The sequence below is a fragment of the Aminobacter sp. HY435 genome, from assembly GCF_027568395.1.
Lineage (GTDB): Bacteria > Pseudomonadota > Alphaproteobacteria > Rhizobiales > Rhizobiaceae > Aminobacter.
Genome location: NZ_JANKZL010000011.1, coordinates 212,582 through 239,090, shown reverse-complemented (window position 1 = coordinate 239,090; position 26,509 = coordinate 212,582). Strand labels below are relative to the sequence as shown.

At 64.3% G+C, this 26,509-nt stretch carries 26 protein-coding genes and 1 pseudogene; 17 read left to right on the top strand and 10 right to left on the bottom strand.

What is annotated here, in order from left to right:
- The 12 genes and pseudogenes from pcaC to PCJ21_RS22125 all read left to right on the top strand — a co-directional run.
- On the top strand, positions 1-411 hold the full coding sequence (pcaC, locus tag PCJ21_RS17820; RefSeq protein ID WP_269932765.1) for a 4-carboxymuconolactone decarboxylase: 411 nt from the start codon (positions 1-3) through the stop codon (positions 409-411).
- Positions 401-1,156 carry a protocatechuate 3,4-dioxygenase subunit beta gene (pcaH, locus tag PCJ21_RS17815; protein ID WP_269932764.1) on the top strand — a complete coding sequence of 252 codons (756 nt, stop codon included), beginning with the start codon at positions 401-403 and terminating at the stop codon, positions 1,154-1,156. Before pcaC ends, pcaH begins: the two co-directional genes overlap by 11 nt.
- A complete protein-coding gene (pcaG, locus tag PCJ21_RS17810; protein WP_269932763.1) occupies positions 1,156-1,770 on the top strand; it encodes a protocatechuate 3,4-dioxygenase subunit alpha in 615 nt (204 codons plus the stop codon). Before pcaH ends, pcaG begins: the two co-directional genes overlap by 1 nt.
- A 12-nt stretch (positions 1,771-1,782) precedes the next feature.
- On the top strand, positions 1,783-2,847 hold the full coding sequence (locus PCJ21_RS17805; protein ID WP_269932762.1) for a 3-carboxy-cis,cis-muconate cycloisomerase: 1,065 nt from the start codon (positions 1,783-1,785) through the stop codon (positions 2,845-2,847).
- 87 nt (positions 2,848-2,934) lie between these two features.
- Entirely contained in the window at positions 2,935-4,107 is a 1,173-nt protein-coding gene (pobA, locus tag PCJ21_RS17800) for a 4-hydroxybenzoate 3-monooxygenase (protein ID WP_269932761.1), read from the top strand.
- 157 nt (positions 4,108-4,264) lie between these two features.
- Positions 4,265-5,437, top strand: coding sequence for an ABC transporter substrate-binding protein (locus PCJ21_RS17795; protein WP_269932760.1), 1,173 nt, complete (start codon positions 4,265-4,267; stop codon positions 5,435-5,437).
- A 67-nt stretch (positions 5,438-5,504) separates the two neighbouring features.
- Positions 5,505-6,368, top strand: coding sequence for a branched-chain amino acid ABC transporter permease (locus PCJ21_RS17790; protein ID WP_269932759.1), 864 nt, complete (start codon positions 5,505-5,507; stop codon positions 6,366-6,368).
- A gap of 60 nt (positions 6,369-6,428) precedes the next feature.
- Positions 6,429-7,376 carry a branched-chain amino acid ABC transporter permease gene (locus tag PCJ21_RS17785; RefSeq protein ID WP_442866039.1) on the top strand — a complete coding sequence of 316 codons (948 nt, stop codon included), beginning with the start codon at positions 6,429-6,431 and terminating at the stop codon, positions 7,374-7,376.
- Positions 7,373-8,137 carry an ABC transporter ATP-binding protein gene (locus PCJ21_RS17780; protein ID WP_269932757.1) on the top strand — a complete coding sequence of 255 codons (765 nt, stop codon included), beginning with the start codon at positions 7,373-7,375 and terminating at the stop codon, positions 8,135-8,137. The genes PCJ21_RS17785 and PCJ21_RS17780 overlap by 4 nt, the downstream gene beginning before the upstream one ends.
- Entirely contained in the window at positions 8,118-8,834 is a 717-nt protein-coding gene (locus PCJ21_RS17775; RefSeq protein WP_269932756.1) for an ABC transporter ATP-binding protein, read from the top strand. The genes PCJ21_RS17780 and PCJ21_RS17775 overlap by 20 nt, the downstream gene beginning before the upstream one ends.
- Before the next feature lie 76 nt (positions 8,835-8,910).
- Positions 8,911-9,159 (top strand): DUF982 domain-containing protein, encoded by a 249-nt coding sequence (locus PCJ21_RS17770; protein ID WP_269932755.1) that lies wholly within the window; start codon positions 8,911-8,913, stop codon positions 9,157-9,159.
- 20 nt (positions 9,160-9,179) lie between these two features.
- Positions 9,180-9,353: pseudogene (locus tag PCJ21_RS22125) on the top strand (taurine ABC transporter permease); the annotation flags it as partial.
- 12 nt (positions 9,354-9,365) lie between these two features.
- On the opposite strand, the gene PCJ21_RS17760 reads toward PCJ21_RS22125, so the two are convergent.
- Entirely contained in the window at positions 9,366-10,244 is an 879-nt protein-coding gene (locus PCJ21_RS17760) for an EamA family transporter (protein WP_269932754.1), read from the bottom strand.
- An 86-nt stretch (positions 10,245-10,330) separates the two neighbouring features.
- On the opposite strand from PCJ21_RS17760, the gene PCJ21_RS17755 reads away from it, so the two are divergent.
- Positions 10,331-10,819, top strand: a complete 489-nt coding sequence (locus PCJ21_RS17755) for a MarR family winged helix-turn-helix transcriptional regulator (protein WP_269932753.1) — start codon at positions 10,331-10,333, stop codon at positions 10,817-10,819.
- Positions 10,820-10,990: 171 nt separating this feature from the next.
- On the opposite strand, the gene PCJ21_RS17750 is transcribed toward PCJ21_RS17755, so the two are convergent.
- The 5 genes from PCJ21_RS17750 to PCJ21_RS17730 all read right to left on the bottom strand — a co-directional run bounded on the left by PCJ21_RS17750 (position 10,991) and on the right by PCJ21_RS17730 (position 17,869).
- Positions 10,991-12,157, bottom strand: a complete 1,167-nt coding sequence (locus PCJ21_RS17750) for a cystathionine gamma-synthase (protein WP_269932752.1) — start codon at positions 12,155-12,157, stop codon at positions 10,991-10,993.
- Positions 12,154-13,542 (bottom strand): pyridoxal-phosphate dependent enzyme, encoded by a 1,389-nt coding sequence (locus PCJ21_RS17745; protein ID WP_269932751.1) that lies wholly within the window; start codon positions 13,540-13,542, stop codon positions 12,154-12,156. Before PCJ21_RS17745 ends, PCJ21_RS17750 begins: the two co-directional genes overlap by 4 nt.
- Before the next feature lie 463 nt (positions 13,543-14,005).
- A complete protein-coding gene (locus PCJ21_RS17740) occupies positions 14,006-14,632 on the bottom strand; it encodes a hypothetical protein (RefSeq protein ID WP_269932750.1) in 627 nt (208 codons plus the stop codon).
- Positions 14,633-15,007: 375 nt separating this feature from the next.
- Positions 15,008-16,849: a dihydroxy-acid dehydratase gene (ilvD, locus tag PCJ21_RS17735; protein WP_269932749.1), complete on the bottom strand. Its 1,842-nt coding sequence runs from the start codon at positions 16,847-16,849 to the stop codon at positions 15,008-15,010.
- 141 nt (positions 16,850-16,990) lie between these two features.
- Positions 16,991-17,869: a MurR/RpiR family transcriptional regulator gene (locus tag PCJ21_RS17730; protein WP_269932748.1), complete on the bottom strand. Its 879-nt coding sequence runs from the start codon at positions 17,867-17,869 to the stop codon at positions 16,991-16,993.
- A 140-nt stretch (positions 17,870-18,009) separates the two neighbouring features.
- Here PCJ21_RS17730 and PCJ21_RS17725 point away from each other — a divergent pair, with 140 nt between their 5' ends.
- A complete protein-coding gene (locus PCJ21_RS17725; RefSeq protein WP_269932747.1) occupies positions 18,010-19,119 on the top strand; it encodes a Gfo/Idh/MocA family protein in 1,110 nt (369 codons plus the stop codon).
- 83 nt (positions 19,120-19,202) lie between these two features.
- Here the strand turns inward: PCJ21_RS17725 and PCJ21_RS17720 are convergent, their stop codons facing one another.
- Positions 19,203-19,925 (bottom strand): hypothetical protein, encoded by a 723-nt coding sequence (locus PCJ21_RS17720; RefSeq protein ID WP_269932746.1) that lies wholly within the window; start codon positions 19,923-19,925, stop codon positions 19,203-19,205.
- Between the two features lie 225 nt (positions 19,926-20,150).
- Between PCJ21_RS17720 and hrpB the strand changes: the two genes are divergently transcribed.
- The 3 genes from hrpB (at position 20,151) to PCJ21_RS17705 (ending at position 24,776) form a co-directional block, all read left to right on the top strand.
- A complete protein-coding gene (gene hrpB / locus PCJ21_RS17715) occupies positions 20,151-22,700 on the top strand; it encodes an ATP-dependent helicase HrpB (RefSeq protein WP_269932745.1) in 2,550 nt (849 codons plus the stop codon).
- 39 nt (positions 22,701-22,739) lie between these two features.
- Positions 22,740-24,065, top strand: coding sequence for an ActS/PrrB/RegB family redox-sensitive histidine kinase (locus PCJ21_RS17710; RefSeq protein ID WP_269932744.1), 1,326 nt, complete (start codon positions 22,740-22,742; stop codon positions 24,063-24,065).
- 150 nt (positions 24,066-24,215) lie between these two features.
- A complete protein-coding gene (locus PCJ21_RS17705) occupies positions 24,216-24,776 on the top strand; it encodes an ActR/PrrA/RegA family redox response regulator transcription factor (protein WP_269932743.1) in 561 nt (186 codons plus the stop codon).
- 67 nt (positions 24,777-24,843) lie between these two features.
- On the opposite strand, the gene PCJ21_RS17700 is transcribed toward PCJ21_RS17705, so the two are convergent.
- The 3 genes from PCJ21_RS17700 to PCJ21_RS17690 form a co-directional block, all read right to left on the bottom strand.
- Positions 24,844-25,344: an MmcB family DNA repair protein gene (locus PCJ21_RS17700; protein WP_269932742.1), complete on the bottom strand. Its 501-nt coding sequence runs from the start codon at positions 25,342-25,344 to the stop codon at positions 24,844-24,846.
- A gap of 108 nt (positions 25,345-25,452) precedes the next feature.
- Complete coding sequence (locus PCJ21_RS17695; protein ID WP_269932741.1) at positions 25,453-25,785, bottom strand: hypothetical protein; 333 nt, start codon at positions 25,783-25,785, stop codon at positions 25,453-25,455.
- Positions 25,786-25,838: 53 nt separating this feature from the next.
- On the bottom strand, positions 25,839-26,402 hold the full coding sequence (locus PCJ21_RS17690; protein ID WP_269932740.1) for a Panacea domain-containing protein: 564 nt from the start codon (positions 26,400-26,402) through the stop codon (positions 25,839-25,841).
- Between the last annotated feature and the right edge of the window lie 107 nt (positions 26,403-26,509).

The following is a 26,509-nucleotide window of genomic DNA, read 5'->3' as shown; positions in this document are numbered from 1 at the left end:
ATGACCGCATCGGCGCCAGCCTCGACAAGGTATCGCGAAGGCCTCACCGTCCGGCGCTCCGTGCTCGGCGACGCCCATGTCGACCGTGCCGAACTGGCCTCGACCGACTTCGACCGGCCATTCCAGCAGCTCATCACCGAAGCCGCCTGGGGCACCGTCTGGGCGCGTCCGGCCTGGAGCAAGCGCGAGCGCTCGATGGTGACGCTGGCGCTGCTGGCTGCCCTTGGCCATGATGAGGAAGTGGCGATGCATGTCCGCGCTACCGCCAACACCGGCGCGACCCGCGAAGACATCTGCGAAGCTTTCCTGCATGTCGCGATCTATGCCGGCGTGCCGGCGGCCAACCGCGCCATCAAGGTCGCCAAGCAGGTCTTTGCCGAAATGGATGCAGGCAAATCCGATGACAACTGATCCCAAGTCGAACGCAAAACCTGAGAGCGGCGCCTTCTTTCAGCGCGATCGCGCCTGGCACCCGCCGGCGTTCACGCCGATCTACAAGACATCAGTGCTGCGCTCGCCCCAGAAGGCGCTTTTGTCGCTGGACAACACCATTTCCGAGATCACCGGCCCGGTGTTCGGCCACGACATGCTGGGCGAACTCGACAACGACCTGATCCACAATTTCGCCAAGCCGGGCGAGAGCGCCATCGGTCAGCGCATCATCGTCCATGGCCGCGTGCTCGATGAGCGCGGCAAGGGGGTATCCGGTGCGCTGCTTGAATTCTGGCAGGCCAATGCCGGTGGCCGCTACCGCCACAAGAAGGAGGGCTACATCGCTGCCCTCGATCCCAATTTCGGCGGCTGCGGCCGCACCATTACCGATGAGGATGGCAACTACGCCTTCCGCACCATCAAGCCGGGTCCCTATCCCTGGCCGAATGGCGTCAACGACTGGCGTCCGGCGCACATCCATTTCTCGGTCTTCGGACATGGCTTCGCCCAGCGCCTGATCACCCAGATGTATTTCGAGGGCGATCCGCTGATCTGGCTCTGCCCGATCGTCAAGACCATCCCCGACAAGGCGGCCGTCGAAACGCTGATCGCTGCGCTCGACATGCAGGCGACGATCCCGATGGACGCGCGCGCCTACAAGTTCGACATTGTCCTGCGCGGCCGCCGCTCATCGCTGTTTGAAAACCGCCTCGAGGGCAACTGATGGTCCAGTCGCTGAACCGGCTCAAGGAAAGCCCCTCGCAGACCGCCGGCCCTTACGTCCACATCGGCCTGACGCCGAACTTCTGCGGCATACCCGGTGTCTTCGAAAAAGACCTCGGCACCGAAATGGTCAACGCCAAGACCAAGGGCGAGCGCATCACCATCCGCGCCCGCGTGCTCGATGGCACCGGCACGCCGCTCAAGGACGCACTGATCGAGATCTGGCAGGCAGATAGCGCCGGCCTCTACAATTCGCCGACCGAGATCCGCGGCGCGGCCGACCCCAATTTCACCGGATGGGGCCGCATGCCCACCGACATGGTGTCGGGCGAATGCGTCTTCGAGACCATCAAGCCGGGGCGCGTGCCCTATAAGCCGGGCGTGCTGATGGCGCCGCACGTCACTTTCTGGATCGTCGCGCGCGGCATCAATCTCGGCCTGCAGACCCGTATGTATTTTGCCGACGAAGAACTAGCCAATGCGGAAGATCCTGTTCTCGCCCGCATTGAGCATCGCGTCCGCGTCCCGACCCTCATCGCCGAGCGCCATGGCGATGTCTATGTCTTCGACATCCACCTGCAGGGCGACCGGGAAACCGTGTTCTTTGACATCTGAACCGGCCGCACCATGACCGTATCGCCCTTCGATCATCCCTTCCTGTCCGGCCTGCTCGGCGACGAGCAGATGTCGCGCCTGTTCTCCGTCGAGGCGGAGATCGACGCTATGTTTGCCTTCGAGCAGGCGCTGGCCGAGGCCGAGGCGGCGGAAGGGGTCATTCCGGCGGAAGCCGCCGAGGCGATCGTTGCGGCGGTCGCCACCTTCCTGCCCGACATCGCCGCGCTACGCGCTGCCACGGCGCGCGATGGCGTGGTCGTGCCCGAGCTGGTGCGCCAGCTGCGCGACGCGACCAACGACGCCCATGGCGACAAGGTGCATTTCGGCGCCACCAGCCAGGATGTCATCGATACCGCGCTGGTGCTGCGGCTGAAGCGTGTCGTCGAGCGCCTCGATGCGCAACTCGCTGAACTGGCGACAGGGCTGGCGTCGCTCGAAGCGCGTTTCGGTTCCCGGCCACTGATGGGCCGCACGCGCATGCAGGCGGCCATCGAGATCACCGTCGCCGACCGTGTTCGTGCATGGCGCGAGCCGCTCGAACGCCATCGCGTTCGCCTCGCCGCGATGAAACCCGATCTGCTGGTCGTCCAGTTCGGCGGCGCCGCCGGCACGCTGGACAAGCTCGGCGGCAAGGGCGAGTCCGTGCGCAAGGCGCTGGCCGATGGGCTCGGCCTTGGCGATGCGCCGCAATGGCACAGCCAGCGCGATCGGCTAGCCGATCTTGCGAGCCTGCTTTCACTCATCACCGGCAGCCTCGGCAAGTTCGGCCAGGACGTCGCGCTGATGGCGCAGGCAGGCGACGAGATTTCGCTCAGCGGCGGCGGCGGGTCGTCGGCGATGCCGCACAAGCAGAACCCGGTGGCGGCAGAAACGCTGGTCACGCTGGCGCGCTTCAACGCCACGCTTCTCGCGGGCATGCATCAGGCGCTGGTGCATGAACAGGAACGCTCGGGCGCTGCCTGGACACTGGAATGGCTGCTGTTGCCGCAGATGGCGGTGGCCACGGCATCGGCCCTCAGGCAGGCGCATGCGCTCGCCGAACAGATTGAAAGCATGGGCGCTCAGTCGGGCAGCTAACCGGCGTCGCCAGCAACCAAGCGCCCGACACGGCGGCAGGATCGTGCCTGCAACTCGCCACGGGCCGCGCGGCAAGAAGGACAACAAATGCGTACGCAAGTCGTCATCATCGGCTCCGGCCCCTCCGGCCTGCTGCTCGGGCAGCTGCTCGCCAACAGCGGCATCGACACTGTCATCCTCGAACGGGTCGACCGCGACTATGTGCTTGGCCGCGTCCGCGCCGGTGTGCTCGAGCAGGGCATGGTCGATCTGCTCGACGAGGCTGGCTGTGGCGCGCGCATGCATGCCGAGGGCCTGCCGCACGACGGCATCTCGCTTGCCTTCGACAGCCGTCTTCACCGCATCGACCTCGCCGGCCTGACCGGCGGCAAGCGCGTCATGGTCTATGGCCAGACCGAGGTGACGCACGATCTGATGGACAAGCGCGAGGCTGCCGGCCTGACCACGGTCTACGACGCCAAGAACGTCCTGCCGCAGGGCTTCGACACCGATACGCCCTTCGTCACCTACGAAAAGGATGGCGTGACGCATCGCATTGGCTGCGACTTCATCGCCGGTTGCGACGGATTCCACGGCGTCAGCCGCAAGTCGGCGCCGGCGGGCGCCATCAAGACCTACGAACGCGCCTATCCCTTCGGCTGGCTCGGCATCCTCGCCGAGGTGCCGCCGGCCGATCACGAACTGATCTACGCCAACCACCCACGCGGCTTCGCGCTCTGCTCGATGCGTTCGGCGCACCGCAGCCGCTACTATGTGCAGTGCCCGCTCGACGACAAGGTCGAGGACTGGAGCGACGACCGCTTCTGGGACGAGCTGCGTCGCCGCCTGCCGCCGGTCGCGGCAGAGCGCGTGGTCACCGGCGCTTCCTTCGAGAAGTCGATCGCGCCGCTGCGCTCCTTCGTCGCCGAGCCGATGCGCTTCGGCCGCATGTTCCTGGTCGGCGATGCCGCGCACATCGTGCCGCCCACTGGCGCCAAGGGCCTCAATCTGGCAGCCAGCGATGTGCGCTATCTGTATTGGGGTTTGCGCGAGTTCTATCAGGAGCGCTCGACTGCCGGCGTCGATGCCTATTCGGCGCGCGCCTTGTCGCGCGTCTGGAAGGCGGTCCGCTTCTCCTGGTGGATGACCACGATGCTGCACCGCTTCCCCGATACCGACGATTTCGGCCAGCGTATCCAGGAAGCCGAGCTCGACTATCTCGTGCATTCCGAAGCGGCATCCGCTGCCCTGGCCGAGAACTATGTCGGTCTGCCCTACTGATTTTGGGAGCAATTGAAGAGATCGCATACCTTGGAGGTTATGGGTTGCGCGATTCTTTTCATTTTACATTACCGTTTCGAGCATGACACTTGGCACGATACGGAGAAACCGGGACCGGCGCGCGCGACAGTGCCGGCTCGTTCACACGGAGGAAAAATTGAAGAAGTCTGTTTTGGCCGCGCTCGCGGTTTTGGCGCTTTCCAGCACCGCTTTCGCTGACACCATCAAGGTTGGCGTCGTCGGTCCGTTCTCCGGCCCGTTCGCCATCCAGGGCAAGAACTTCAAGGCCGGCATCGACGCCTACATGGCGCTCAATGGCAACAAGGTCGGCGACGACGAGATCGAGATCGTCTACCGCGACCTGCCGGCCGCCGATCCGGCCCAGTCCAAGGCATTGGCCCAGGAACTGGTCGTCAAGGAAGGCGTTCAATATCTGGCAGGCTTCTACTTCACCCCGGACGCGATGGCTGTGACCCCGCTGCTCGAGCAGGCCAACGTGCCGCTGGTCGTCATGAACGCCGCCACGTCGGCGATCGTCACCAAGAGCCCGCTCATCGTGCGCACCTCCTTCACCACCTGGCAGACCTCGGCGCCGATGGCCAAGGTCGCCAAGGAGCGTGGCGTCAAGAAGGTCATCACGGTGGTTTCCGACTACGGTCCGGGCGTCGATTCCGAAAACGCCTTCAAGACCACCTTCACCGCCGAAGGCGGCGAGGTCGTCGATTCCATCCGCCTGCCGCTGTCGACCAATGACTTCAGCCCGATCATGCAGCGCGTCAAGGATTCCGGTGCGGACGCGGTCTTCGCTTTCCTGCCTTCGGGCCCGACGACGCTCGGCTTCGTCAAGGCCTACAACGAGAACGGCCTGGCCAAGGCCGGCGTCAAGTTCCTCGCTCCCGGCGACCTGACCCAGGAATCCGACCTGCCGGCGCTCGGCCAGGCTGCGGAAGGCCTGCTGACGACCTTTCATTATGCCGTCTCGCATGACTCGGCAGAAAACAAGAAGTTCGTCGAAGCCGCACAGAAGGCCATCGGCAACCCTGCCGAGTTGTCCTTCCCCTCGGTCGGCGCTTACGACGGCATGCACGTCATCTACAAGATGATCGAGGCGACCGGCGGCGAGCAGGATGCCCAGAAGGCCGTCGACGCGGTCAAGGGTCTCGCCTGGGAAAGCCCGCGCGGTCCTGTCTCGATCGATCCCGAGAGCCGTCACATGACGCAGAACATTTATCTGCGCGAAGTCGCCAAGGCCGACGACGGCACCTACTACAACAAGGAAATCGCAACCTTCGACAAGCAGGGCGACCCCGGCCTTGCCGCCGCGAAGTAACAGCGTTACGCCAACGACAGGGCCCGGATGCCGCGAGGCGGTTTCCGGGCCGCTGCTGGATTGATCGATGCAAACCGTTCTCAGCGTTGGGATCGACGCCCTTGCCTATGGCATGGTGCTGTTCGTCATCTCGATTGGACTTTCGGTGACCATGGGCTTGATGCGCGTGGTCAATCTCGCCCATGGCGCCTTCGCCATGATCGGCGGCTACATCGCCTCCTATGCCACCCAGACACTCGGCTTCGGCTACGGCGTGGCGATCCTTGCCGCGGTCGTCGGCACCATCCTGATCGCCATCCCGGTCGAGCGGTTCCTCTACCGCCGTATCTATGGCGCGCCGGAACTGACCCAGGTGCTGATGACAATCGGCATAACCTTCTGCGTCATCGGCATCGCCAACTATGTCTTTGGCCCGACGCTGAAGACCATCCCGCTGCCAGAGCTGCTGCGCGGCCCGGTCGACCTCGGCTTCCGCTCGATCTCGGCGCAGAAGCTGTTCGCCATCGCCTGCGGCGTGGTCGTTGCCGGCGGTCTGTGGTTCCTGATCGAAAAGACATCCTTCGGCGTCAAGCTGCGGGCCTCGGTCGACAACGCCGCCATGGCCGCCTCGCTCGGCGTGCGCACGAAGATCGTCTACGCGGTCTCCTTCGCGGTCGCCGTTGGCCTCGCCGCCTTTGGCGGCATCGTCGGCGCTGAACTGCTGCCGATCGAGCCCTACTACGCGCTGCGCTACATGGTCACCTTCCTCGTCGTCGTTTCCGTTGGCGGCGCCGGCTCCATTCCCGGCGCGCTGCTTGCTTGCCTGCTGCTCGGCGCCATCGACACCACCGGCCGCTACCTGCTGCCGGAATATGGCGAGTTCTTCTTCTATCTAGCCGTCATCGCCATCGTCTGCGTCTTCCCGCGTGGTCTCTTGGGCAGGAGCAAGTAGATGGCTGCCATTGAAAACACCTCGCCAGCCAAGACCGCCTCGACGCGCCCGAACTGGATCATGCGCGACCTCATCGGCCTTGCCGTCATCCTCGCGGTCGCCGCCATCGGCTACTTCCTGTTCCCCAACAACCTGGCGCTGCTGACGCGCATTCTCGGCGTTGCGCTTCTGGTGCTGTCGATCGACCTTGTCACCGGCTTCTGCGGCGTTGCCACCCTTGGCCACGCAGCGCTGTTTGGTGCAGGCGCCTATGCCTCGGGCATTGCGGCGGTCCATTTCGGCATCACTGATCCGCTGTTGATGGTCGTTGTCGGCGCCATCGGCGGCGCTGTCGCCGGCATCGTTTCGGGTGCAGTGATCTTGCGCGGCCATGGCCTGGCGCAACTCGTGTTGTCCATCGCCGTCGTCCACCTGTTTCACGAAGCCGCCAACAAGGCTTCCGTTTACACCGGCGGCAGTGACGGCCTGTCGGGCATCTCGCCCGATCCGATCTTCGGCATCTTCGCCTTCGACCTGTGGGGCCGCACCGCCTACGGCTTTGCCGTGGCGCTGGTGGTCGTCGCCTTCGTCGTGCTGCGCCTGATCACCCGTTCGCCCTTCGGCATGCTGTGCCGCGGCATCAAGGAAGATCCGATCCGGATCCGCGCCATGGGCGCTTCGGTGCAGGGCACGCTGCTCAGGATGTATGTCATCTCGGGTGCGGTCGCTGGTGTCGGCGGCGCGCTCAACGCCATTTCCACCCAGGTCGTCGGTCTCGACTCGCTCAGCTTCACGCTGTCGGCGGAGGCGCTGGTCATGCTGGTGCTCGGCGGCACCGGCTCGCTCTATGGCGCGCTCATCGGCACAGTCAGCTTCATGTGGTTCGAGGATTTCGTCTCGGCGGCCAATCCGTTCCACTGGCTCACCATCGTCGGCGCGTTGCTGATCGCGGTCGTGCTGTTTGCGCCGCGCGGCCTTTACGGCACCGCCTTGATGTTGCTCGACCGTCTTAAGAGGCAAGGCAAATGAGCCCGGTGTTCCAGGTCCAGAACCTCAACAAGTCCTTCGGTGGCCTCGCCGTCACGCAGGACGTCTCGATCACCATGAGTCCTGGCGACCGGGTCGCGCTGATCGGCCCCAACGGCGCCGGCAAGACCACCTTCGTCAATCTGGTCACCGGTCATCTTGAACCCGATTCCGGCAAGGTCATGCTCGCCGGCAACGATGTCACCGCACTTGGGCCGACGCCGCGCGTCCGCCAGGGGCTGGTCCGTTCGTTCCAGGTCACGCGCCTGTTTCCCGACATGACCCCGGAAGAGCACCTGGCGCTGGCCGTCATGCAGCGCACCGGCCGCACCGGTCGCATCTTCGGGCACTATCAGTCGATGCCTGACGTGCTCGCCGAAGTGGCGGAACTCCTGCGCACGCTGGGCCTCGACCATATCGCCACCCGCAAGGTGGCCGAGATCGCCTACGGCCAGCAGCGCCTGCTCGAAATCGCGCTGGCGCTGGCTCTCAAGCCCAAGGTGCTGTTGCTCGACGAACCGGCGGCGGGCGTTCCCCAGAGTGATACGCCGCGCATCGAGGCGGCCCTTGCCGGCCTGCCATCCGACCTCGCCGTGCTGATGATCGAGCACGACATGGACCTCGTTTTCCGCTTTGCCAAACGCGTCATCGTCCTCGCTGCCGGGGTCATCATCTTCGATGGTTCGCCTCAGGACGTCACCAAGGATGCGCGTGTGCGCGAAGCCTATCTCGGAAGCTACGCCAATGACCGCAGCGCCGCTTGAAATCTCCGGCCTGAGCGCCGGCTATGGTCCGACAAGGGTGCTGGAGAATGTTTCGTTCTCTGTGCCGGCCGGTTCGCGCCTCGCCATCCTTGGCCGCAACGGCATGGGCAAGACGACGCTGCTCGCCACCATCGCCGGGCAGACCAAACGTTATGGCGGCTCGATCCGCCTCGGCAACACCGACATGTCCAGCCAGGAAAGTTCGGCGCGCGCCCGCGGCGGCCTTGGCTACGTGCCGCAGGCGCGCTGCATCTTTCCGTCGCTGACGGTTGAGGAGAACCTCTTTGTCGGGCTCAAGGGCCGCGACCGTTCGGCGATCGAGGAAGCCTACCAGATGTTCCCGCGCCTCAAGGAAAGGCGCAAGAACCTGGGCTCTCAGCTTTCGGGCGGCGAACAGCAGATGCTGTCGACGGCCCGCACCATTCTCGGCAAGCCAACTGTTCTTCTGCTCGACGAACCGCTGGAAGGTCTCGCCCCTGTCATCTGCGAAGAGTTGATGGAGGTGTTCTCCAGGCTCGCTTCGGGCGGCGACATGACCGTCGTCCTGGTAGAGCAGCGCATCCAGAGCGCGCTCGATTTTGCCGACCGCGCCATCATCCTCGAGCGCGGTCGTGTCGCCTGGTCGGGTACGCCGCAAGAGCTTTCGGCCCAGCCCGATGTCGTTGAAAGGCTGCTTGGCGTCGGCGGATTGCACTAGCCGCGTCAGGCTTCTGCTTTGGGAACCCGCTCGCCTCCAGAACGTTGTTGCTGACCGTCAATTTCTGGAGGTCGCAATGGACCGCATGCTTTTCGATAATCCTGTCTCCGTCCGCATCGGGTCGGAAAGCACCCAGCGCGAAGTCACCACGGTCAAGGGCGCCTACGAGGCGCTGGTCGACTGGCCGCATGCCAAGCGCAGCGGCCCGCTCTACCGTGAAGCCGTCGAGATAGTGTCCGCCGCCCTTGCCGGAACCCGCACGCGTGAGGCGGCTCGCCGGGCATTCGTTGCCGCCGCGGAAGAGATCGGCGTGCTTGTGTCCTGACTGCCGCAAGGACGCGGCCGTTGGTCGCAGCCGAGCTGGTGGCGGCGACGCACGGCCTTGGCTTCATGATCCAGTCGGCGGCGCAGTTCCTCGTCACCGACGTCGTCCTGGGCATTCCTGATTTATCGCCGCGGTCGCCTTCGCGCTTTGGCCTGTGCCATTTGGAACGCAAGCTGGTTCCTTGGGCCGGCCGCCACGAGGCGACGTCAGGCCGTCGCGAGCTTGGCCGGGATCGGCTTGGCCTGCTGGGCACGCTGGTTGAGCCAGACGCTGCCGAGCACCACGACCATGCCGAAGATCTGCGCTGCGCTGAGCGACTGACCGAGCACTGACCAGCCAAGGATCACGGCGGTCATCGGGCTGAGGAAGCCGAGCGGCGAAACGACAGACGGTTCCAGCCTGGCGATGCCACGGAACCACAGGATGTATGTCAGTGCCGCACCGATCAGGCCGAGCCAGGCGAGGCCGAGCAGGTTGGGCATCGTTAGCGAAGGCAGCGACGGCTCCTGTAGTAGCGCCACCGGCAGCAGCAGCAGGCCGCCTGATGTCAGCTGCCAGGCGGTGAAGGTCAGCGGCGATACCGGCGGCTGCCAGCGGCGGCTGAGCACTGTGCCCGCAGCCATCGAGACAGCGCCGGCAAGACCAGCGGCGATGCCGATCGGGTCGAGTGCTGCATGCGGCGTCAGGATCAGCAGCGCCACGCCGGCCATGCCGGCAATGGCAGCTACGATCGACAGCGGGCGGATCGGCGAGCCGAGCAGGGCGCGGGCAAGCAGGATGACGATCAGTGGCTGGATGGCGCCGACGGTCGCCGCCACGCCGCCGGGCAGCCTGTAGGCCGCGACGAACAGCAGCCACCAGAAGATCGAGAAGTTGAGCGCGCCGAGCACCAGCACGCGCGCCCACCAGATGCCCTGTGGCAGCTGGCGCACCAGCAGCAGCAACAACAGGCCCGCGGGAAGCGCTCGCAGCATCGCCACCGTCAGCGGATAGCCTGCGGGCAGGAATTCGGTTGTCACGATGTAGGTGCTGCCCCAGATCGCGGGGGCGATGGCCGTCAGCAGCAGGTCGGTGTTGCGGGACATGGGAATTATCTCCACATCAAAAATCTTGACCTCAAGATATATCGCATTCTCTTGACGTCAAGAGAATTTTTCCCGAAAGCTTGGCCATGGATCGCGTTGACGACATTCTTGCCCAGTGGAACCGCGAACGGCCCGACCTCGACGTCGCGCCGATGGGGCTGATCGGCCGCCTCAACCGGGTGTCGCAGCACCTCGCCCGCGAGATGGAAAAGACCTTCGCCGCCCACGGGCTGAACTATGCGAGCTTCGACGTGCTGGCGACGCTGCGACGCTCCGGGCCGCCCTATGCGCTGTCGCCCGGCGATCTCTCGGCGACGATGATGATCACCTCCGGCACTATGACCAACCGTGTCGACCAGTTGGAAAAGGCAGGCCTCGTCGAGCGTCGGCTCAATCCCGACGACCGCCGCAGCTTCATCGTCTCGCTGACCGAAAAGGGTTTTGCCACCATAGATGCCGCCGTCACCGACCATGTCGCCACGCAAACCCGCATCGTGGAAGTGCTGACCAGGCAGGAGAGGGCGGCGCTCAACGCGCTGCTGAGCAAGTTTTTGGTGGGGTTCGAGAGCGCTTGAGGCGGATGCGCGCGATCACGAACCGTCGCGCCGCCCCTCATCCCCCTGCCGGGACCTTCTCCCCGTAGGACGGGGAGAAGGAGGCTAGCCGCGACGCCGGCGTCCCCCTCTCCCCGTTCTTCACGGGGAGAGGGTAAGGGTGAGGGGCATCTTTCCAGATGCGAAGAAAAACTAACCCGCCAGCGCCTGCTCCAGGTCTGATATCAAGTCATCCCCATCCTCGATGCCGGTCGACAGCCGCACCAGCGAGTCCGAAATGCCGATCTCGGCGCGCTTTTCCGCCGGGATCGAGCCATGCGTCATCAGCGCCGGATGCTCGATCAGGCTTTCGACGCCGCCGAGGCTTTCGGCGAGCGTGAACAACTGCGTCCGTTCGAGGAAACGTTTGGTCGCGGCCAGATCACGGTCGAGCTCGACCGATATCATGCCGCCGAAATGATACATCTGCGCCCTGGCGACGGCGTGCTGCGGATGGCTTTCGAGGCCGGGATAGATCACCCGGCGCACCTCCTTGCGCCTTTCCAGCCAGCGCGCGATCTTGGCCCCGTTCTGCGAATGCCGCTCCATCCTCAGCGCCAAAGTCTTGATCCCGCGCAACGCCAGAAAACTGTCGAACGGTCCTGATATCGCGCCGATGGCGTTCTGCAGGAACTTCAGCTGGTCGCTCAGTTCCTTGTTGTCGCCCACCACCACGCAGCCGCCGACCATGTCGGAGTGGCCGTTGAGATACTTCGTCGTCGAGTGCACCACGATGTCGATGCCGAGCTCCAGCGGCCGCTGCAGATAGGGGCTGCAGAAGGTGTTGTCGGCGACCGAAAGCACGCCCTTGCGCCTGGCCAGTGCCGCCACGCCTTCGAGGTCGACGACGCGCAGCAGCGGGTTGGTCGGCGTCTCGACCCACAGCATCTTCGTCTCCGGCCGGATTGCCGCCTCGACGGCGGCGAGGTCGGTGAGGTCGACGAACGTCACCTGTAGCCCCGCCGAACGCTTGCGCACCCGCTCGAGCAGCCGGAACGTGCCGCCATAGATGTCGTCGGTGGCGACGATATGCGCGCCGCTGTCGAGCAGCTCGAACACCGTGCCGATCGCCGCCAGCCCGGAAGCGAAGGCGAAGCCGGCTGAACCGCTTTCAAGGTCGGCGATGGCGCGCTCGAAGGCGAAGCGCGTCGGGTTCTGGCTGCGGGCGTACTCAAAGCCCTTGTGCACGCCCGGGCTCTGCTGGCCATAGGTCGAGGTGGCGTAGATCGGCACCATGACCGCGCCGGTCGTCGGATCATGGCTCTGGCCGCCATGGATGGTGCGCGTCGAAAATGCCAGCCGGTTCTTTTGCGTCGTCATTTTGTCCGCCTGAGATGGTTGATGAGGTCGACCCGGGTGATCAGCCCGACGAATTCGTCACCGTCGAACACGATGGCCACTTCGTTCCGGTCGAAGATCGGCAGCAGGGCGTCGAGCGTCTGGTTGGCCTGCAGCGTGTGCAGGTCCTTGGTCATGGCAGTGGAAACGGGTGCGTTGAAGCGGTTCCAGCGGCCGTCATAAAGGCCTTCCACCTTGGACAGGATGTCGCCCTCGTCGATGATGCCGACAAGCTTGCCCTCCTCGAGGACGGGCAGTTGCGACACGTCCCCGCGCCGCATCCGCCCATAGGCTGTCAGCAAATTGTCGCCGGGACCGACGAACACCGTGCCGCCCTCGCGGTGCGAGCGGGCCACCAGGTCGCTGAGGTCGCCGTGCTGCTCGCGCTCGTCGAGGCCCTGTTCGGCCAGCCAGAAGTCGTCGAACACCTTGGACAGGTACTTGTTGCCGCTGTCGCAGACGAAGGTCACCACCCGTTTCGGCGTCTTTTGCTCGCGGCAGTAGCGCAGGGCGGCCGAAAGCAGCGTGCCCGACGACGAGCCGGCGAGGATGCCTTCCTTGGCGAGCAGGTCGCGCACCGCCAGCATGCTCGCCTTGTCGTTGACCGAATAGGCCTTCTTGACCAGCGACAGGTCGCAGTTCGGCGGCACGAAATCCTCGCCGATGCCTTCGACCGTCCAACTGCCGGCCTCCTCCATCTTGCCGGTCTTGACCAGCGGCGCCAACACCGAGCCGACAGGGTCGGCCAGAACCATTTCTGTCTTCGGCGATACCTTGGCGAAGAACCGCCCAAGCCCGGTCAGCGTGCCGCCGGAGCCGACGCCGACCACCACCGCTTCGACATCGCCTTTTAGCTGATCCCAGATCTCGGGGCCGGTGGTGGCCTCGTGCGCTTCCGGGTTGGCCGGATTGGCGAACTGGTTGACGTAGAACGAGCCGGGGATCTCGGCGGCGATCTTCTCGGCCATGTCCTGGTAATATTCGGCGTGGCCCTTGCCGACATCCGAGCGCGTCAGCCGGACCTCGGCGCCGAGCGCGCGCAGGTGCTGGATCTTCTCGCGGCTCATCTTGTCGGGCACGACAAGGATGATGCGATAACCCTTGGGGATGCCGACCTGCGCCAGGCCGAGACCCGTATTCCCGGCGGTCGCCTCGACGATGGTGCCGCCGCGCCTGAGCCTGCCGTCGCGCTCGGCCGCCGCGATCATCGACAGCGCGATGCGGTCCTTGATCGAGCCGCCGGGGTTCTGGCTCTCCAGCTTGATGAACAGCCGGCACGGGCCGGTGTCGAAACGCTTGAGCTCGACGACCGGCGTGTTGCCGATCAAATCGAGCACAGACCTGAAAGGCGGATGCAGGCGGCTCATGGCGGCGTCTCCCTCGTGCAGGTTGCCGGAACATATCGCATCTGGCCGGTCGGTTCATCCGCCGGTCCTCACTGGCCGCATTTACCGGCGGGGACCCAGGCGAACAAAGGCAAGCGATTTCGTTTCCGGTCTGTGCCTGAGAAGGAAATTCCTAAGGGGTGGCGAAGTTCCCTTTCGATGGCAAAGCGTTTTCGACGCAATTCTCCTGATTGCGCTGGATCGATGGGCGACGCCCGGCCGGGTCTTGCCGGCAGCTTGCGCGGCAAAAGAAAAAGGCCCGCAGTGCGGGTCTTTTGTTGTCCATTCGTGGCAGCTTACTCGAAGTTGCCGAGGTCGCGCACGGCACCGCGATCGGCCGAGGTGGCGAAGGCGGCGTACGCCTTCAGCGCCTTGGTCACCTTGCGCTTGCGCACTTCCATAGGCTTCCAGCCCTTGGCATCCTGCTTGGCGCGGCGAGCGCGACCTACAATGCGTGGCTACTGGTCTGAGGCTCGGCGTGGAATGGCATGGGCGAGGCAGTCGTCGGCCAGATCGACGCGATAAGGAAGATCACGCCGACTACCATCAAGGCCAATGAGGTTAGTGCGGTATGCGCAAAGACCTTCGGCGCCTTGTGGCTTCGGATGGTTCGCCAGGAAAGTTCACCCAAGGTAATCTTTTTGTGCAAGAAGTCCCGATGGTTTTTCTGCCACTCGCCTTGCCGAAAATAGGCGGTGTCCGTCTGCATTATCTTGAGGACGGCAACAAGCAAGAAGCTGAGCGTCAGGAGTACGGCTGAAATGATCACCAGAAGACTGATCTTCTCGGTCGAATTCGCAAAAAGGGTGGCAATGATTGCGAGGGCGCCACTTGAAGAAAGTGTCAGGAATTGCTCCGCGCGCCGCTCGTATTCTTCGACCCGCTCGCCCAGCTTCAGATCTAGCTCGGTGACGACATCCGCAACGGTCTTGCCCTCGTAATATTGATCCTCTGACAGACGTTCTGCTTCCGGCCTTTGAACGTATTCCGCGAGGTATACGGAACGGTTGCGGGCCCGTTTTGCTGAGTTGTAGAGCGGAATAAGGTTCAAGATTGGAATGTAGATAGACAAGACGTCCCCCTCAGGTGTCTTGCCCGACTGTGCCATCGGCGAAATGTAACTACAAGATGAACTGGTATATCCTGAGAACTGAGCTCGCGAGCGCGAGATGAGTATCTCTATGGGAGTTTTGCTTCTCCTTTAGCCGCTAAGCGGCTTTGACGACATACGCTTGATCGCCGTCCTCAGCGCGTCACTGCACTTCTGGCGCGGCCACAAGAGCCAGCTGTTCTCCTTGAATACCATGATGTGCAGCCAGATCCCCCACTGCAATGGGTCTGTCTCGCAGCGGTTTTCCAAAATCCTGTGACGGTTCGTGTAGCCTTCTCCCAAATGAAAAGGGCCCGCGATGCGGGCCCTTTGTTTTGGTCGTCCATTCGTGGCAGCTTACTCGAAGTCGCCAAGGTCGCGCACAGCACCCCGGTCGGCCGAGGTGGCGAAGGCCGCGTAAGCCTTCAGCGCCTTGGTCACCTTGCGCTTGCGCACTTCGACCGGCTTCCAGCCCTTGGCGTCCTGCTCGGTGCGGCGGGCGGCCAGCTCGGCCTCGTCGACGCGCAGGCTGATCGTGCGGTTGGGGATGTCGATGTCGATGAGGTCGCCTTCGCGCACCAGCCCGATCGTGCCGCCGTTTGCCGCTTCAGGCGAAACGTGGCCGATCGACAGGCCCGAAGTGCCGCCCGAGAAGCGGCCGTCGGTCAACAGCGCGCAGGCTTTGCCCAGGCCCTTCGACTTGAGGTAGCTGGTCGGGTAGAGCATTTCCTGCATGCCGGGGCCGCCCTTCGGGCCCTCGTAGCGGATGACCACCACGTCGCCGGCCTTGACCTCGTTGGCGAGGATCGCCTTGACCGAGGCGTCCTGGCTTTCGAACACGCGGGCCGGGCCGGAGAATTTCAGGATCGACTCGTCGACGCCGGCGGTCTTCACCACGCAGCCGTCGCGCGCGATGTTGCCCTTGAGTATGGCCAGGCCGCCATCCTTGGAGAAGGCATGTTCGGCCGAGCGGATGACGCCGTTTTCGCGGTCGAGGTCGAGATCGTCCCAGCGCCGGTCCTGGCTAAAAGCTGTCTGGGTCGGCACGCCGCCGGGAGCCGCGAGGTAGAAGTCGCGCACCGCCTGGCTCTTGGTCCGCGAGGTGTCCCAATGATCGATGGCTTCGCCGATCGTCGCCGTGTGCACCGTCGGCAGGTCGCGGTTGAGCAGGCCGGCTTTGTCGAGCTGGCCGAGGATGGCAAAAATGCCGCCGGCGCGGTGCACGTCTTCCATGTGCACGTCGGCCTTGGCGGGCGCGACCTTGCACAGCACCGGCACCTTGCGCGACAGCGCGTCGATGTCGTCCTGGTCGAAGTCGATCTCGCCTTCATGGGCCGTTGCCAGGATGTGCAGCACGGTGTTGGTCGACCCACCCATGGCGATGTCGAGAGCCATGGCGTTTTCGAATGCGCCCTTCGAGGCGATCGAGCGCGGCAGCACGCTCTCGTCGTCCTGCTCGTAGTAGCGCTGGGCGAGGTCGACGATCAGGTGTCCCGCCTCGACGAACAGGCGCTTGCGGTCGGCATGGGTTGCCAGCGTCGAGCCGTTGCCTGGCAGCGACAGGCCGAGCGCCTCGGTCAGGCAGTTCATCGAATTGGCAGTGAACATGCCCGAGCACGAGCCGCAGGTCGGGCAGGCCGAACGCTCGATGATCTTGACGTCTTCGTCCGAAACCTTGTCGTCGGCGGCAGCGACCATCGCGTCCACCAGGTCGAGCGCGACGTTCTTGCCGCCGAGCACCACCTTGCCGGCTTCCATCGGGCCGCCGGAGACGAACACCGCCGGGATGTTGAGGCGCATCGCGGCTATCAGCATGCCGGGCGTGATCTTGTCGCAGTTGGAGATGCAGACCATGGCGTCGGCGCAGTGCGCGTTGACCATGTATTCGACGCTGTCGGCGATGATCTCGCGGCTCGGCAGCGAATAGAGCATGCCGTCATGGCCCATGGCGATGCCGTCGTCGACGGCAATGGTGTTGAATTCCTTGGCCACGCCGCCGGCCGCCTCGATCTCGCGGGCGACCAGCTGACCGAGGTCCTTGAGGTGCACATGACCCGGCACGAACTGGGTGAAGGAGTTTACCACGGCAATGATCGGCTTGCCGAAATCGGTGTCTTTCATGCCGGTGGCGCGCCAAAGGCCACGCGCGCCCGCCATGTTGCGGCCGTGGGTGGTGGTGCGCGAACGATAAGCAGGCATGGGGGCTCTCTCATACAATAGATGGCTAACAGTGGGATTGAGCCACTATCGCCCCTGCGTCAACCATTTTTCGCCTGACTGGGCGCCTGGCATGACGACAGCGGGCAGCTGCCATGCATTTCGTGCAGCCCAGACGCGATTTCAACCCTTGGAATTGGCCAATTTCCGGCCCTTGCGGCCGCGCCTCAGTTCGGCCACGCCCACCGTCAGGCCCATTGCCAGCGCCATGGTGGCGGCGAGCGAGCGGAAGCCGCCGAAATCGGCTTCGGCCACCTCGAACCACACTTTGGCGAACTGCGCCAGGGGCGAGAACGCGCTGTCGGTGATGGCGATGACGGGCACGTTGTTGGCCGACAGGATTCGCGCTTCCTCGACGGTTGCCGAGGCATAGGGCGAGAAGCTGATGGCGATCACCGCGTCCTTCGACGAGGCAAACGAGATGATCTCCGGGCTGAGCCCGGAGGCGGATTCGATCAGCTGGCTGCGCACGCCGAGCTTGCCCAGCGCATAGGCGATGTAGCTGGCGACGGGATAGGAGCGCCGGCGCGCCAGGATGTAGATCGTCTCGGCGCCGTTGAGCAGATCGACGGCACGGTCCAGCGTCTCGTCGTCGAGATTGCGCGACATCACGTCGAGCGACTTGCTGGCGGCAGCGAGGAACCCGTCGACGATGCGGCGGTTGGAGGTGCCGTCGTCGGCGTCGCCGCGCACCACGGTCAGCCGCTCCTCATAGGAGGTCGTGCGCTCGCGCAGCCGTTCGCGGAAAACCTGCTGCAGGCTGGTGAAGCCGTCATAGCCGAGATGCTGGGCAAAGCGGATCAGCGTCGACGGCTGCACCCCGGCGGAGCTTGCGATGCTGGCGGCGGTGCCGAAGGCGATCTCGTCGGGATTGTCGAGCGAATAGGCCGCAACCTGGGCGATGCGCTTGGGCAGGCTATCCCTCCGGTCGAGGATCAGCCCCCTCAGCGCCTCGAAGTCGCGCGGCAGTGCCTCCGAAACAGTGTCCGCCATGTCGTCCATTCCGCCTCCGCCTATTCCACCATAGCGCCGGGGCGACCGGCTGTCCAAATAAAATGAACTGTATGTTCCATTTTTGCCAGAATTCGACTATTCAGTCCATAGGTCGCAATGCCCTATTCTATAAACCGGGAGAGCGTGAAGTGACAGGTGTAGGACTTATCGGAACCGGCTTCATGGGCAAGTGCCATGCGCTGGCGTGGAATTCGGTGCGCACGGTGTTCGGCGACGTCGACAAGGTCAGGCTCGTCCATCTCGGCGAGGCCAACGCCGACCTCGCCGCCCAGCGCGCTTCCGAGCTCGGTTTCGAGAAATCCTCGGGCGACTGGCGCACTGTTGTCGCCGACCCCGAGGTCGATGTCATCTCGCTGACCACACCCAACCAGTTCCACCCGGAGATGGCCATTGCCATCCTCGATGCCGGCAAGCACCTGTGGTGCGAAAAGCCGATGGCGCCGACGCTGGCCGAGGCCGAGGCCATGGCCGCCGCCGCGCGCAAGTCGGGCAAGGTGGCCGTGCTCGGCTACAACTATATCCAGAGCCCGGCAATCCGCCACATCCGCCAAATGCTCGACGAAAAGCTCATCGGCGAGGTCAACCATCTCCGCGTCGAGATGGACGAGGACTTCATGGCCGATCCCGACGCGCCGTTCTTCTGGAAGCACGAGGCGACTTCGGGCTACGGCGCCCTCGACGATTTCGCCGTTCACCCGCTGTCGCTGATTTCAGCGCTGTTCGGCCGGGTCGGCAGCGTCATGTGCGACATGGCAAAACCCTATCCCAACCGCCAGGTCTCGGGCGGCGGTCGTCGCGCTGTCGAGACCTACGACATCGCCTCCAGCCTGATCCATCTCGAAAACGGCGTCTCCGGCACGCTTCTGGTCAATCGTTCGGCCTGGGGCCGCAAGGGTCGCATCCAGGTGCAGATCTTCGGCTCCAGGGGCTCGATGGTCTTCGACCAGGAGCGCTTCAACGAGATCCAGCTTTATGTCACCTCCGACCGGCCGACCGAGCAGGGCTTTCGCACCATCCTCGCCGCCCCCGTGCATGCGCCCTACGAAAAGTTCATCCCCGCACCCGGCCATGGGCTGGGCTTCAACGACCTCAAGACCATCGAGTGCCGCGAACTGCTTGCCCGCATCGCCGGCGCGCGCGCCCGCGTCATCGACTTCGACGAGGGCCTGGAGATCGAGCGCACGGTGCACGCCATGGCGCAGTCGTTTGCGGAGCAGAAGTGGGTGAAGGTGAGGTAGGGGCAGGCTCTCCAGCTTGGGTTCCTCGCCCCCACGCAGTGGGGGAGAGGTGTCACGGCAAAGCCGTGACGGAGAGGGGCGTTTCAGCGTGCACCACGTCGCCGAGCGGCTTCCATCCACCCCATCTGCACCACATAAAACGCCAGCAATATCGCGGCGTTGAGCTCGAGCACCTCCTCGACGGCGGAAAGCGCGCGCGACGACGTCGCGATGTCGATGATCTGCGCCAGCCCGATAAAGCCGACATGCAGCAACAGCAGCACGTGGCCGGAGAGCCATGTCGTGGCTCCGGTCATGTTGCGCGCCATATGGCGCAAGGCAAGCAGTACAGCCCCGCCAGATAGCAACAGCAGCAGTGCGACCAGCAGCAAGGCAAGTCCGTGGCTGACGTCACCCAGCAGGCGGTAGGCGAGGATCAAAAGGTCATGGAAGCCGTCGAGCTGCCCGCCGCCATGAAGCGGCAGTGGCTGGAAGCCGAACAGGCGCGCGCCGAAGCTGGTCTCGTCAAGCAGTTCGGCAAGTCCGAGCAGGCCGGCCAGTATCACCGGGATGCTTGGTCCGCGCAGGAGCACCGATGCCCCGGCGCCAAGCACGACGGCAGCCAGGAACATCACGGTCCCCATTTCGACGATGCCGTCTTCCCGCAGCAGCAGGTGGCGGATGCCGGGCGCGAGGATCGCTGCAAGGGCTGCGGCCACGGTCACGACGCCGACAAGCGCCAGCGCCATGACGAGGAAGCGGAGCTGGCTGCTCCGGCGCAGGTCCGGTGCTGCGCCGGCAAATATCGGATATGCAAATTCTGCCACGGACCCCTCCTGTCGCAAGACCGTCACGCAAGCGTCACGGTAAGCTTCATTCCGGCGAAGCAAGGGCAAGGCCGATCACTCTTGGCGACCGTCTGTGACGGATGCTTGCGCATGCGGCTTGTCCCTCCTGCGCCCGTCGCCGGGGCAGCGATGTTGCGTCGTCCGTCCGGTAGCTGATATTGCCGGCCTGCCGCCCATGCGGCGCAAAAGGCCGGAACGTAACTGATGACCAAGCTCCCCGACCTGCCGGTGACGGCGGTGCTGCCGCAACTTGCCGAGGCGCTCACGTCCGGAAACAGCGCCGTGCTGGTCGCTCCGCCCGGCGCCGGCAAGACCACGCTTGTGCCGCTGGCGCTGCTCGACGCGCCCTGGCGCGGCGATGGCAAGATCATCCTGCTCGAACCGCGCCGGCTTGCCGCCCGGGCCGCCGCGCGGCGCATGGCCTCGTTGCTCGGCGAGGAGCCGGGTGCAACGGTCGGCTACGCCATGCGCATGGAAAACAAGGTCAGCGCGAAGACAAGGATCCTCGTCGTCACCGAGGGCGTGCTGGCCCGCATGATCCTCGACGATCCCGAACTGCCCGGCGTGTCAGCCGTGCTGTTCGACGAGTTCCACGAGCGTTCGCTCGACGGCGATTTCGGCCTCGCGCTGGCGCTCGACGTGCAGGGCGCCCTTCGCCCCGACCTCAGGCTGATCGTCATGTCTGCGACGCTCGACGGCGCCCGCGTGTCCAAGCTGCTCGACGGTGCTGCGTTCATTGAAAGTCAAGGTCGCAGCTTCCCCGTCGACATCCGCTATGACGAACGCCCGGCCGGCACGGCCATCGAGGACGCCATGGCCAAGGCGATCCGCTCGGCCCTTGCCGATGAGCCCGGTAGCGTGCTCGCCTTCCTGCCTGGCCAGCGCGAGATCGAGCGCACCGCCGAACGCCTCGACGGCCGCGTCGGCGCCGACACTGACATCGTGCCGCTCTATGGCATGCTCGACGGCAAGGCGCAGGACGCGGCGATCAAGCCGGCGCCATCGGGTCGCCGCAAGGTGGTGCTGGCGACGTCAATCGCCGAGACTTCGATCACCATCGACGGCGTCCGCGTCGTCATCGATTCCGGCCTGTCGCGGCAGCCCAGATACGAGCCGGCGAGCGGACTGACCCGGCTGGAGACGGTACGTGCCTCGCGTGCCGCCGCCGACCAGCGCGCCGGCCGCGCCGGCCGCACCAGCCCCGGCGTTGCCGTACGCCTGTGGCGCGCCGAGCAGACCGCGGCACTGCCCGCCTTTTCGCCGCCCGAGATCCTTGAGGCCGACTTGTCCGGCTTCCTGCTCGACTGTGCCGCCTTCGGTGTCGCCGACCCGATCACGCTGGCCTTCCTCGATCCGCCGCCAGCACCGGCCTTGGCCGAGGCGAAGGCACTTCTTGTCGAGCTCGACGCCATCGACGCCGATGGCCGCCTGACCGCGTCAGGCCAGGCGATGAGAAAACTGGCGCTGCCTGTGCGCCTCGCCCACATGGTCGCCGAAGCGGCGCATCAGGGTGCAGCGCTTGAGGCGGCACAGCTCGCCGTGCTGATGACCGAACGCGGTCTTGGCGGCGACAGCGCCGATCTTGAACGTCGCCTGCAGCGCTTCCGCAACGAGCGCTCGCCGCGCGCCAATGCCGCAAAACAGCTGGCGGAGCGGCTGGCGCGGCAGGCTTTACCCTCCCCCTTGTGGGGAGGGTCGACCCGCGAAGCGGGGCGGGGTGGGGGTGAGGGCGGAAAGTCTACCCCCACCCCGGACCTGCGGTCCGACCCTCCCCACAAGGGGGAGGGTGAGAGCGTCGGCGCCCTTCTCATCCTCGCCTGGCCCGACCGCGTCGCCAAGGCGCGCGGCGAGCGCGGCCGTTTCGTGCTGGCCAATGGCAGCGGCGCGTCGGTCGACGCCGCCGATCCGCTCGCCGGCGAACCCTTTCTCGTTGTCGCCGACCTGCAGGGCAAGGCCCAGAACGCCCGCATCTCGTCGGCCGCAGCGGTGAGCGAGGCCGACATCCGGGACATTCTTGCCAGCCATCTGGAGCGCAAGACCGAAGCCAGTTTCGACAAGGACAAGCGCTCCGTCCGCGTCCGCGAAACCGTCCGCATCGGCGCCGTCACCCTCTCCGAGCGCATGTTGCCGGCGCCGAAGGGCGAGGAAGCCGATCGCGCCATCCTTGAGGCGCTGCGCGCCCACGGGCTCGGCCTGCTCGACTGGGGCAAGGAGGCCGAGACGCTGCGCCAGCGCCTGACCTGGCTGCATCGCGGCTTGGGCGAACCCTGGCCCGACATGTCCGACGAGGCGCTGCTCGACCGCCTCGAGGACTGGTTGTTGCCCTTCCTGCGCGGCGAGGCGTCCTTCGCTCGCATCGGCAATAGTGCACTTCACGGTGGCCTGATGTCGCTCGTCCCGCACGACCTGCAGCGCAAGATCGGTTCGCTTGCGCCGACCCACTTCTCAGCACCTTCGGGCAGCCATGTGCCGATTCGCTACGATGGCGAGTGGCCGGTGCTGGCGGTGCGCGTGCAGGAGCTGTTCGGCATGGACAAGCATCCTTCGATCGCCGGCGGCACGGTGCCGCTCACGCTTGAACTGCTGTCGCCGGCGCATCGGCCGATCCAGACGACGCGCGACCTGCCCGGCTTCTGGCGCGGCTCATGGGCCGATGTGCGCTCCGACATGCGCGGCCGTTACCCCAGGCATGTCTGGCCCGACAACCCGCTGGGGGCTCAGGCCACCGCCCGCGCCAAGCCCAGGGGTACTTAACCCCTTGGCGGCGACCTGCGTCCGGCGCATATAGCGCAGATGAACTCGCTGACCCGCACGCCCGACCTACAGCACAGCCACAGGCTGCGCCTCAACACGCTGATCCGCCTGCGCTGGCTGGCGATCGTCGGCCAGAGCTTCACCGTCGTCATCGTCGCCTACTGGCTGCAGTTCCCGCTGCCGGTCAGCCTGTGTTTCGCGCTGATCGCCAGCTCCGCCTGGCTCAACCTCTTCCTCGCCTTCCGCTACCCGGCGACGCAGCGGCTCAATCCGTTCGCCGCCTTCGGCATTCTCACCTTCGACAGCCTGCAACTCGCCGGGCTGCTGTTCATGACCGGCGGGCTGACCAACCCGTTTTCGCTTCTGATGACTGTCCCCGTCGTCATTTCGGCCACGTCGCTGCCGCTGCGCCTGACCGCGATCCTGGCGGTGTTCGTCATTCTGATGGTCTCGATTCTCGCCTTCTTCCATTTGCCGCTGCCATGGTACGACGGCGTCGAGCTTGCCATGCCGTTCATCTACACGTCGGGTATCTGGATTGCGGTCTGCTGCTCGATCGCATTTACCGCCATGTATGCCTTCCGCGTCGCCGACGAGGCGCGCCTGCTTGCCAACGCGCTCGCCGCCACCGAGCTGGTGCTGCAGCGCGAGCAGCATCTGTCGGCGCTTGACGGTCTTGCCGCTGCCGCCGCGCATGAACTCGGCACGCCGCTCGCCACCATCGCCCTTGTCGCCAAGGAGATGGAGCGCGCGCTCGGCAACGATCCCAAATATGGCGAAGACGTCACCTTGCTGCGCAGCCAGAGCGAACGCTGCCGCGAGATTCTCAAGCGGCTGACCAGCCTGTCGTCGGAGGGCGAACAGCACCTTGCGCGGCTGCCGCTGACCTCTCTCGTCGAGGAGGTCATCGCCCCGCATCGGGATTTCGGCATCTCGATCAAGCTCGAACCCGGCGAGCGCATTGGGCCGGAGCCGGTCGGTCACCGCAATCCGGGCGTCATCTACGGCCTCGGAAACCTGATCGAGAACGCCGTCGATTTCGCCCGCACGCGCGTCACCATCCACTGGAGCTGGAACGACGACGACGTCACCTTCACCATTCTCGACGACGGTCCGGGCTTTCCCGCCGAGATCATCGACCGCATCGGCGAGCCCTATATGTCGACGCGCCAGGGCGCCGAGCCGGGCGGCGGCCTCGGTCTTGGCCTGTTCATCGCCAAAACCCTGCTGGAGCGTTCAGGTGCTGCGATCAGCTTCAGCAATTCGAGCGGACCGGGCGAAGGCGCGGTCGTCGAAGTGTCGTGGCCGCGGTCGATATTCCTCAATCCGGTGCCTGCCGGTTCCACGATGTTCGACATGGCGTGATCGGCACGGTTTGGGGCGCTGGCGCATGTGCGAAGCGCCTTGTCGAACAGTGCGTTTGACGCCGGCCATTGGACATCCGGGCCTAGCACCTATATCTGCTTGGAAAAACGACAAGAACGACTGGGATCAACGATAACAAAGGATCACGCGATGACCACCCAGGACATTGCAGGCGGGCTGCCGGGCGAAGACCATTCACTGTTGCTCGTCGACGACGACAAGCCTTTTCTGACACGTCTGGCGCGCGCCATGGAAAGCCGCGGCTTTGCCGTCGATACCGCCGAGAGCGTCGAGGAAGCCGTATCCAAGGTGCGTGCCAATCCACCGGCCTTTGCAGTGGTCGACATGCGCCTGGGCGACGGCAACGGCCTTGATGTCGTATTGGCCATCCGCGAGCGCCGCGAAGACACCCGCACCGTCATCCTGACCGGCTATGGCAACATCGCAACCGCCGTCACCGCAGTGAAGCTCGGCGCCATCGACTACCTGTCCAAGCCGGCCGATGCCGACGACGTCTACGCCGCGCTGACCAATTCGACGGGCGAGCGCGCCGCGCCGCCGGAAAATCCGATGTCGGCCGACCGTGTCCGCTGGGAGCATATCCAGCGCGTCTACGAGATGTGCGAACGCAACGTTTCCGAGACGGCGCGCCGCCTCAACATGCATCGCCGCACGTTGCAGCGAATCCTCGCCAAGCGGGCGCCGCGATAATCGAATAACGAGTGGCGAACAATGGACGGCGCCTGATCTTCAGGCGCCGTTTTTCGTTCTGCCATTCCTATTCGCTTTCCCCTTCCAGCGCCGGCACCGAAACGCCCGCGAGTTCGGCCGCCAGAAGGCGTGCCGCTCCGGCGCGCGCGATGCGCAGCATCAGTGCCTTGCGGGTGGCTGCCGCCATGCGGTGCTCAGGGGCCTCGCGCATGATCTCGGCGCCATAACCATCGGAGAGAATGAAGCCGCACTCCTCAGGGAAGATCTCGGCCGGCACTTCAGGGTGCGTGGCGAAGAAGAAACGGTCCGAATGCAGCCGGTAGTCGGGCCATTTTCGGTCGACGCGGAAGTCCTCGATCGAGGACTTGATCTCGATGATCCAGATGTCGCCCTGGCGTGTCATCGCCACAAGGTCGGCGCGGCGGCCCGTCGCCAGCGAAATCTCCGGCAGCACATGCGCTCCCATCTGCATCAGCAGACGCTGCACGCCACGCCGCACCAGCATGGCGCGTTCGGATTGGCGACCGTCAATGAGAGGGTTCTGGGCAAGCGGCGAAATGATCGGCATCTGGCGATCATCGCATGGTTTGTTCACGTTTTGAACCCGCTTGTTGGGCCTGCGTTCGAGACTGTCCCAGCAAGCAGGCAAAGAACCGTTGCAGCGAAGGGAACAACGCTAATTGTTACGGTTTTCCTGATAGTATTCGATCGCCCAACTTCCAATGAATTCGGACTGTTCGATACCAGAGCAGATCGCTGCTAAATGCCCCTCCAGCATGTCTACTCTAGGGACGAAAAGCCCTGCGTCTACAGCTTTTACAATCGAAGCGCTGCTTCGTTGTTCGGCAAGCCTATAATATACGTAAGTCGGCTTGTCGATGAAAGGATGCTCACCACCGTTGAACGTGCACGTTGGATCATGCGCTTTGCCGGGTTTGATGGATGTAAGTGATACCAACAGGTGAAACCCATTTTGGCATTGGTTAGTAACGATCACAAACAGGTGCATCCCGACCGGTCCGGACGGAACGAGCAAAGTTCCCCCTTTGTGGGGGATGTAACTCATTTGGCGGCGTTGAGGTATTGGTGAAGGCGACGGTATTCGTGGACTTCCTCAGACAGCGACAAGCTGTCGTCCTTTTTCAGATACCGAAAAACGTCCTCGTGATGAATGGGGCGTGACGACCCATTCGGATCTTGCCACTCCGGAAGGTTCTCTTTTTTGTGGGTCCAATCTCGCAAGGCGTACTTGTCGAGTTTGCCGAACTTTTCCCAAAGAGCCTCCAGCACTTTGACGTCTGCTTTACTGAGATGCTTCAAGCCTTCAGGCTTCGTGCCCGCAACTACCTTAATGTCAAAGCTATCTCGCTTGGCCACGAACTTCGACCAACGTTCATCCTCTAGGTTCCCGTTGATCAGATTGAGCGTGATCGACGCAACGGGGCCGTCCGGCATCGATACGAGCGTGTCATAAAACATCGGCTCGTCGTAGCGAGCCATAAATTCACGTTCCGCAAGGTACACAAGTTTTGAGAGCTTAAGGACGTTGATGCTGCCGCCGGACTTCAATGCCAAATACGCGACGGCTTCCGCAGCCTTGCTTACATCAAAACCAGCGAGTAGCATAAAATTCTCCAATCAGTCACCTTTTTTGCAGTAGCTACGCTAAGCGTAGCTACTATCTTTACCGGCTTGTCAATTAGAAAAATGTTCTACGACTAGCGTTTCAACCC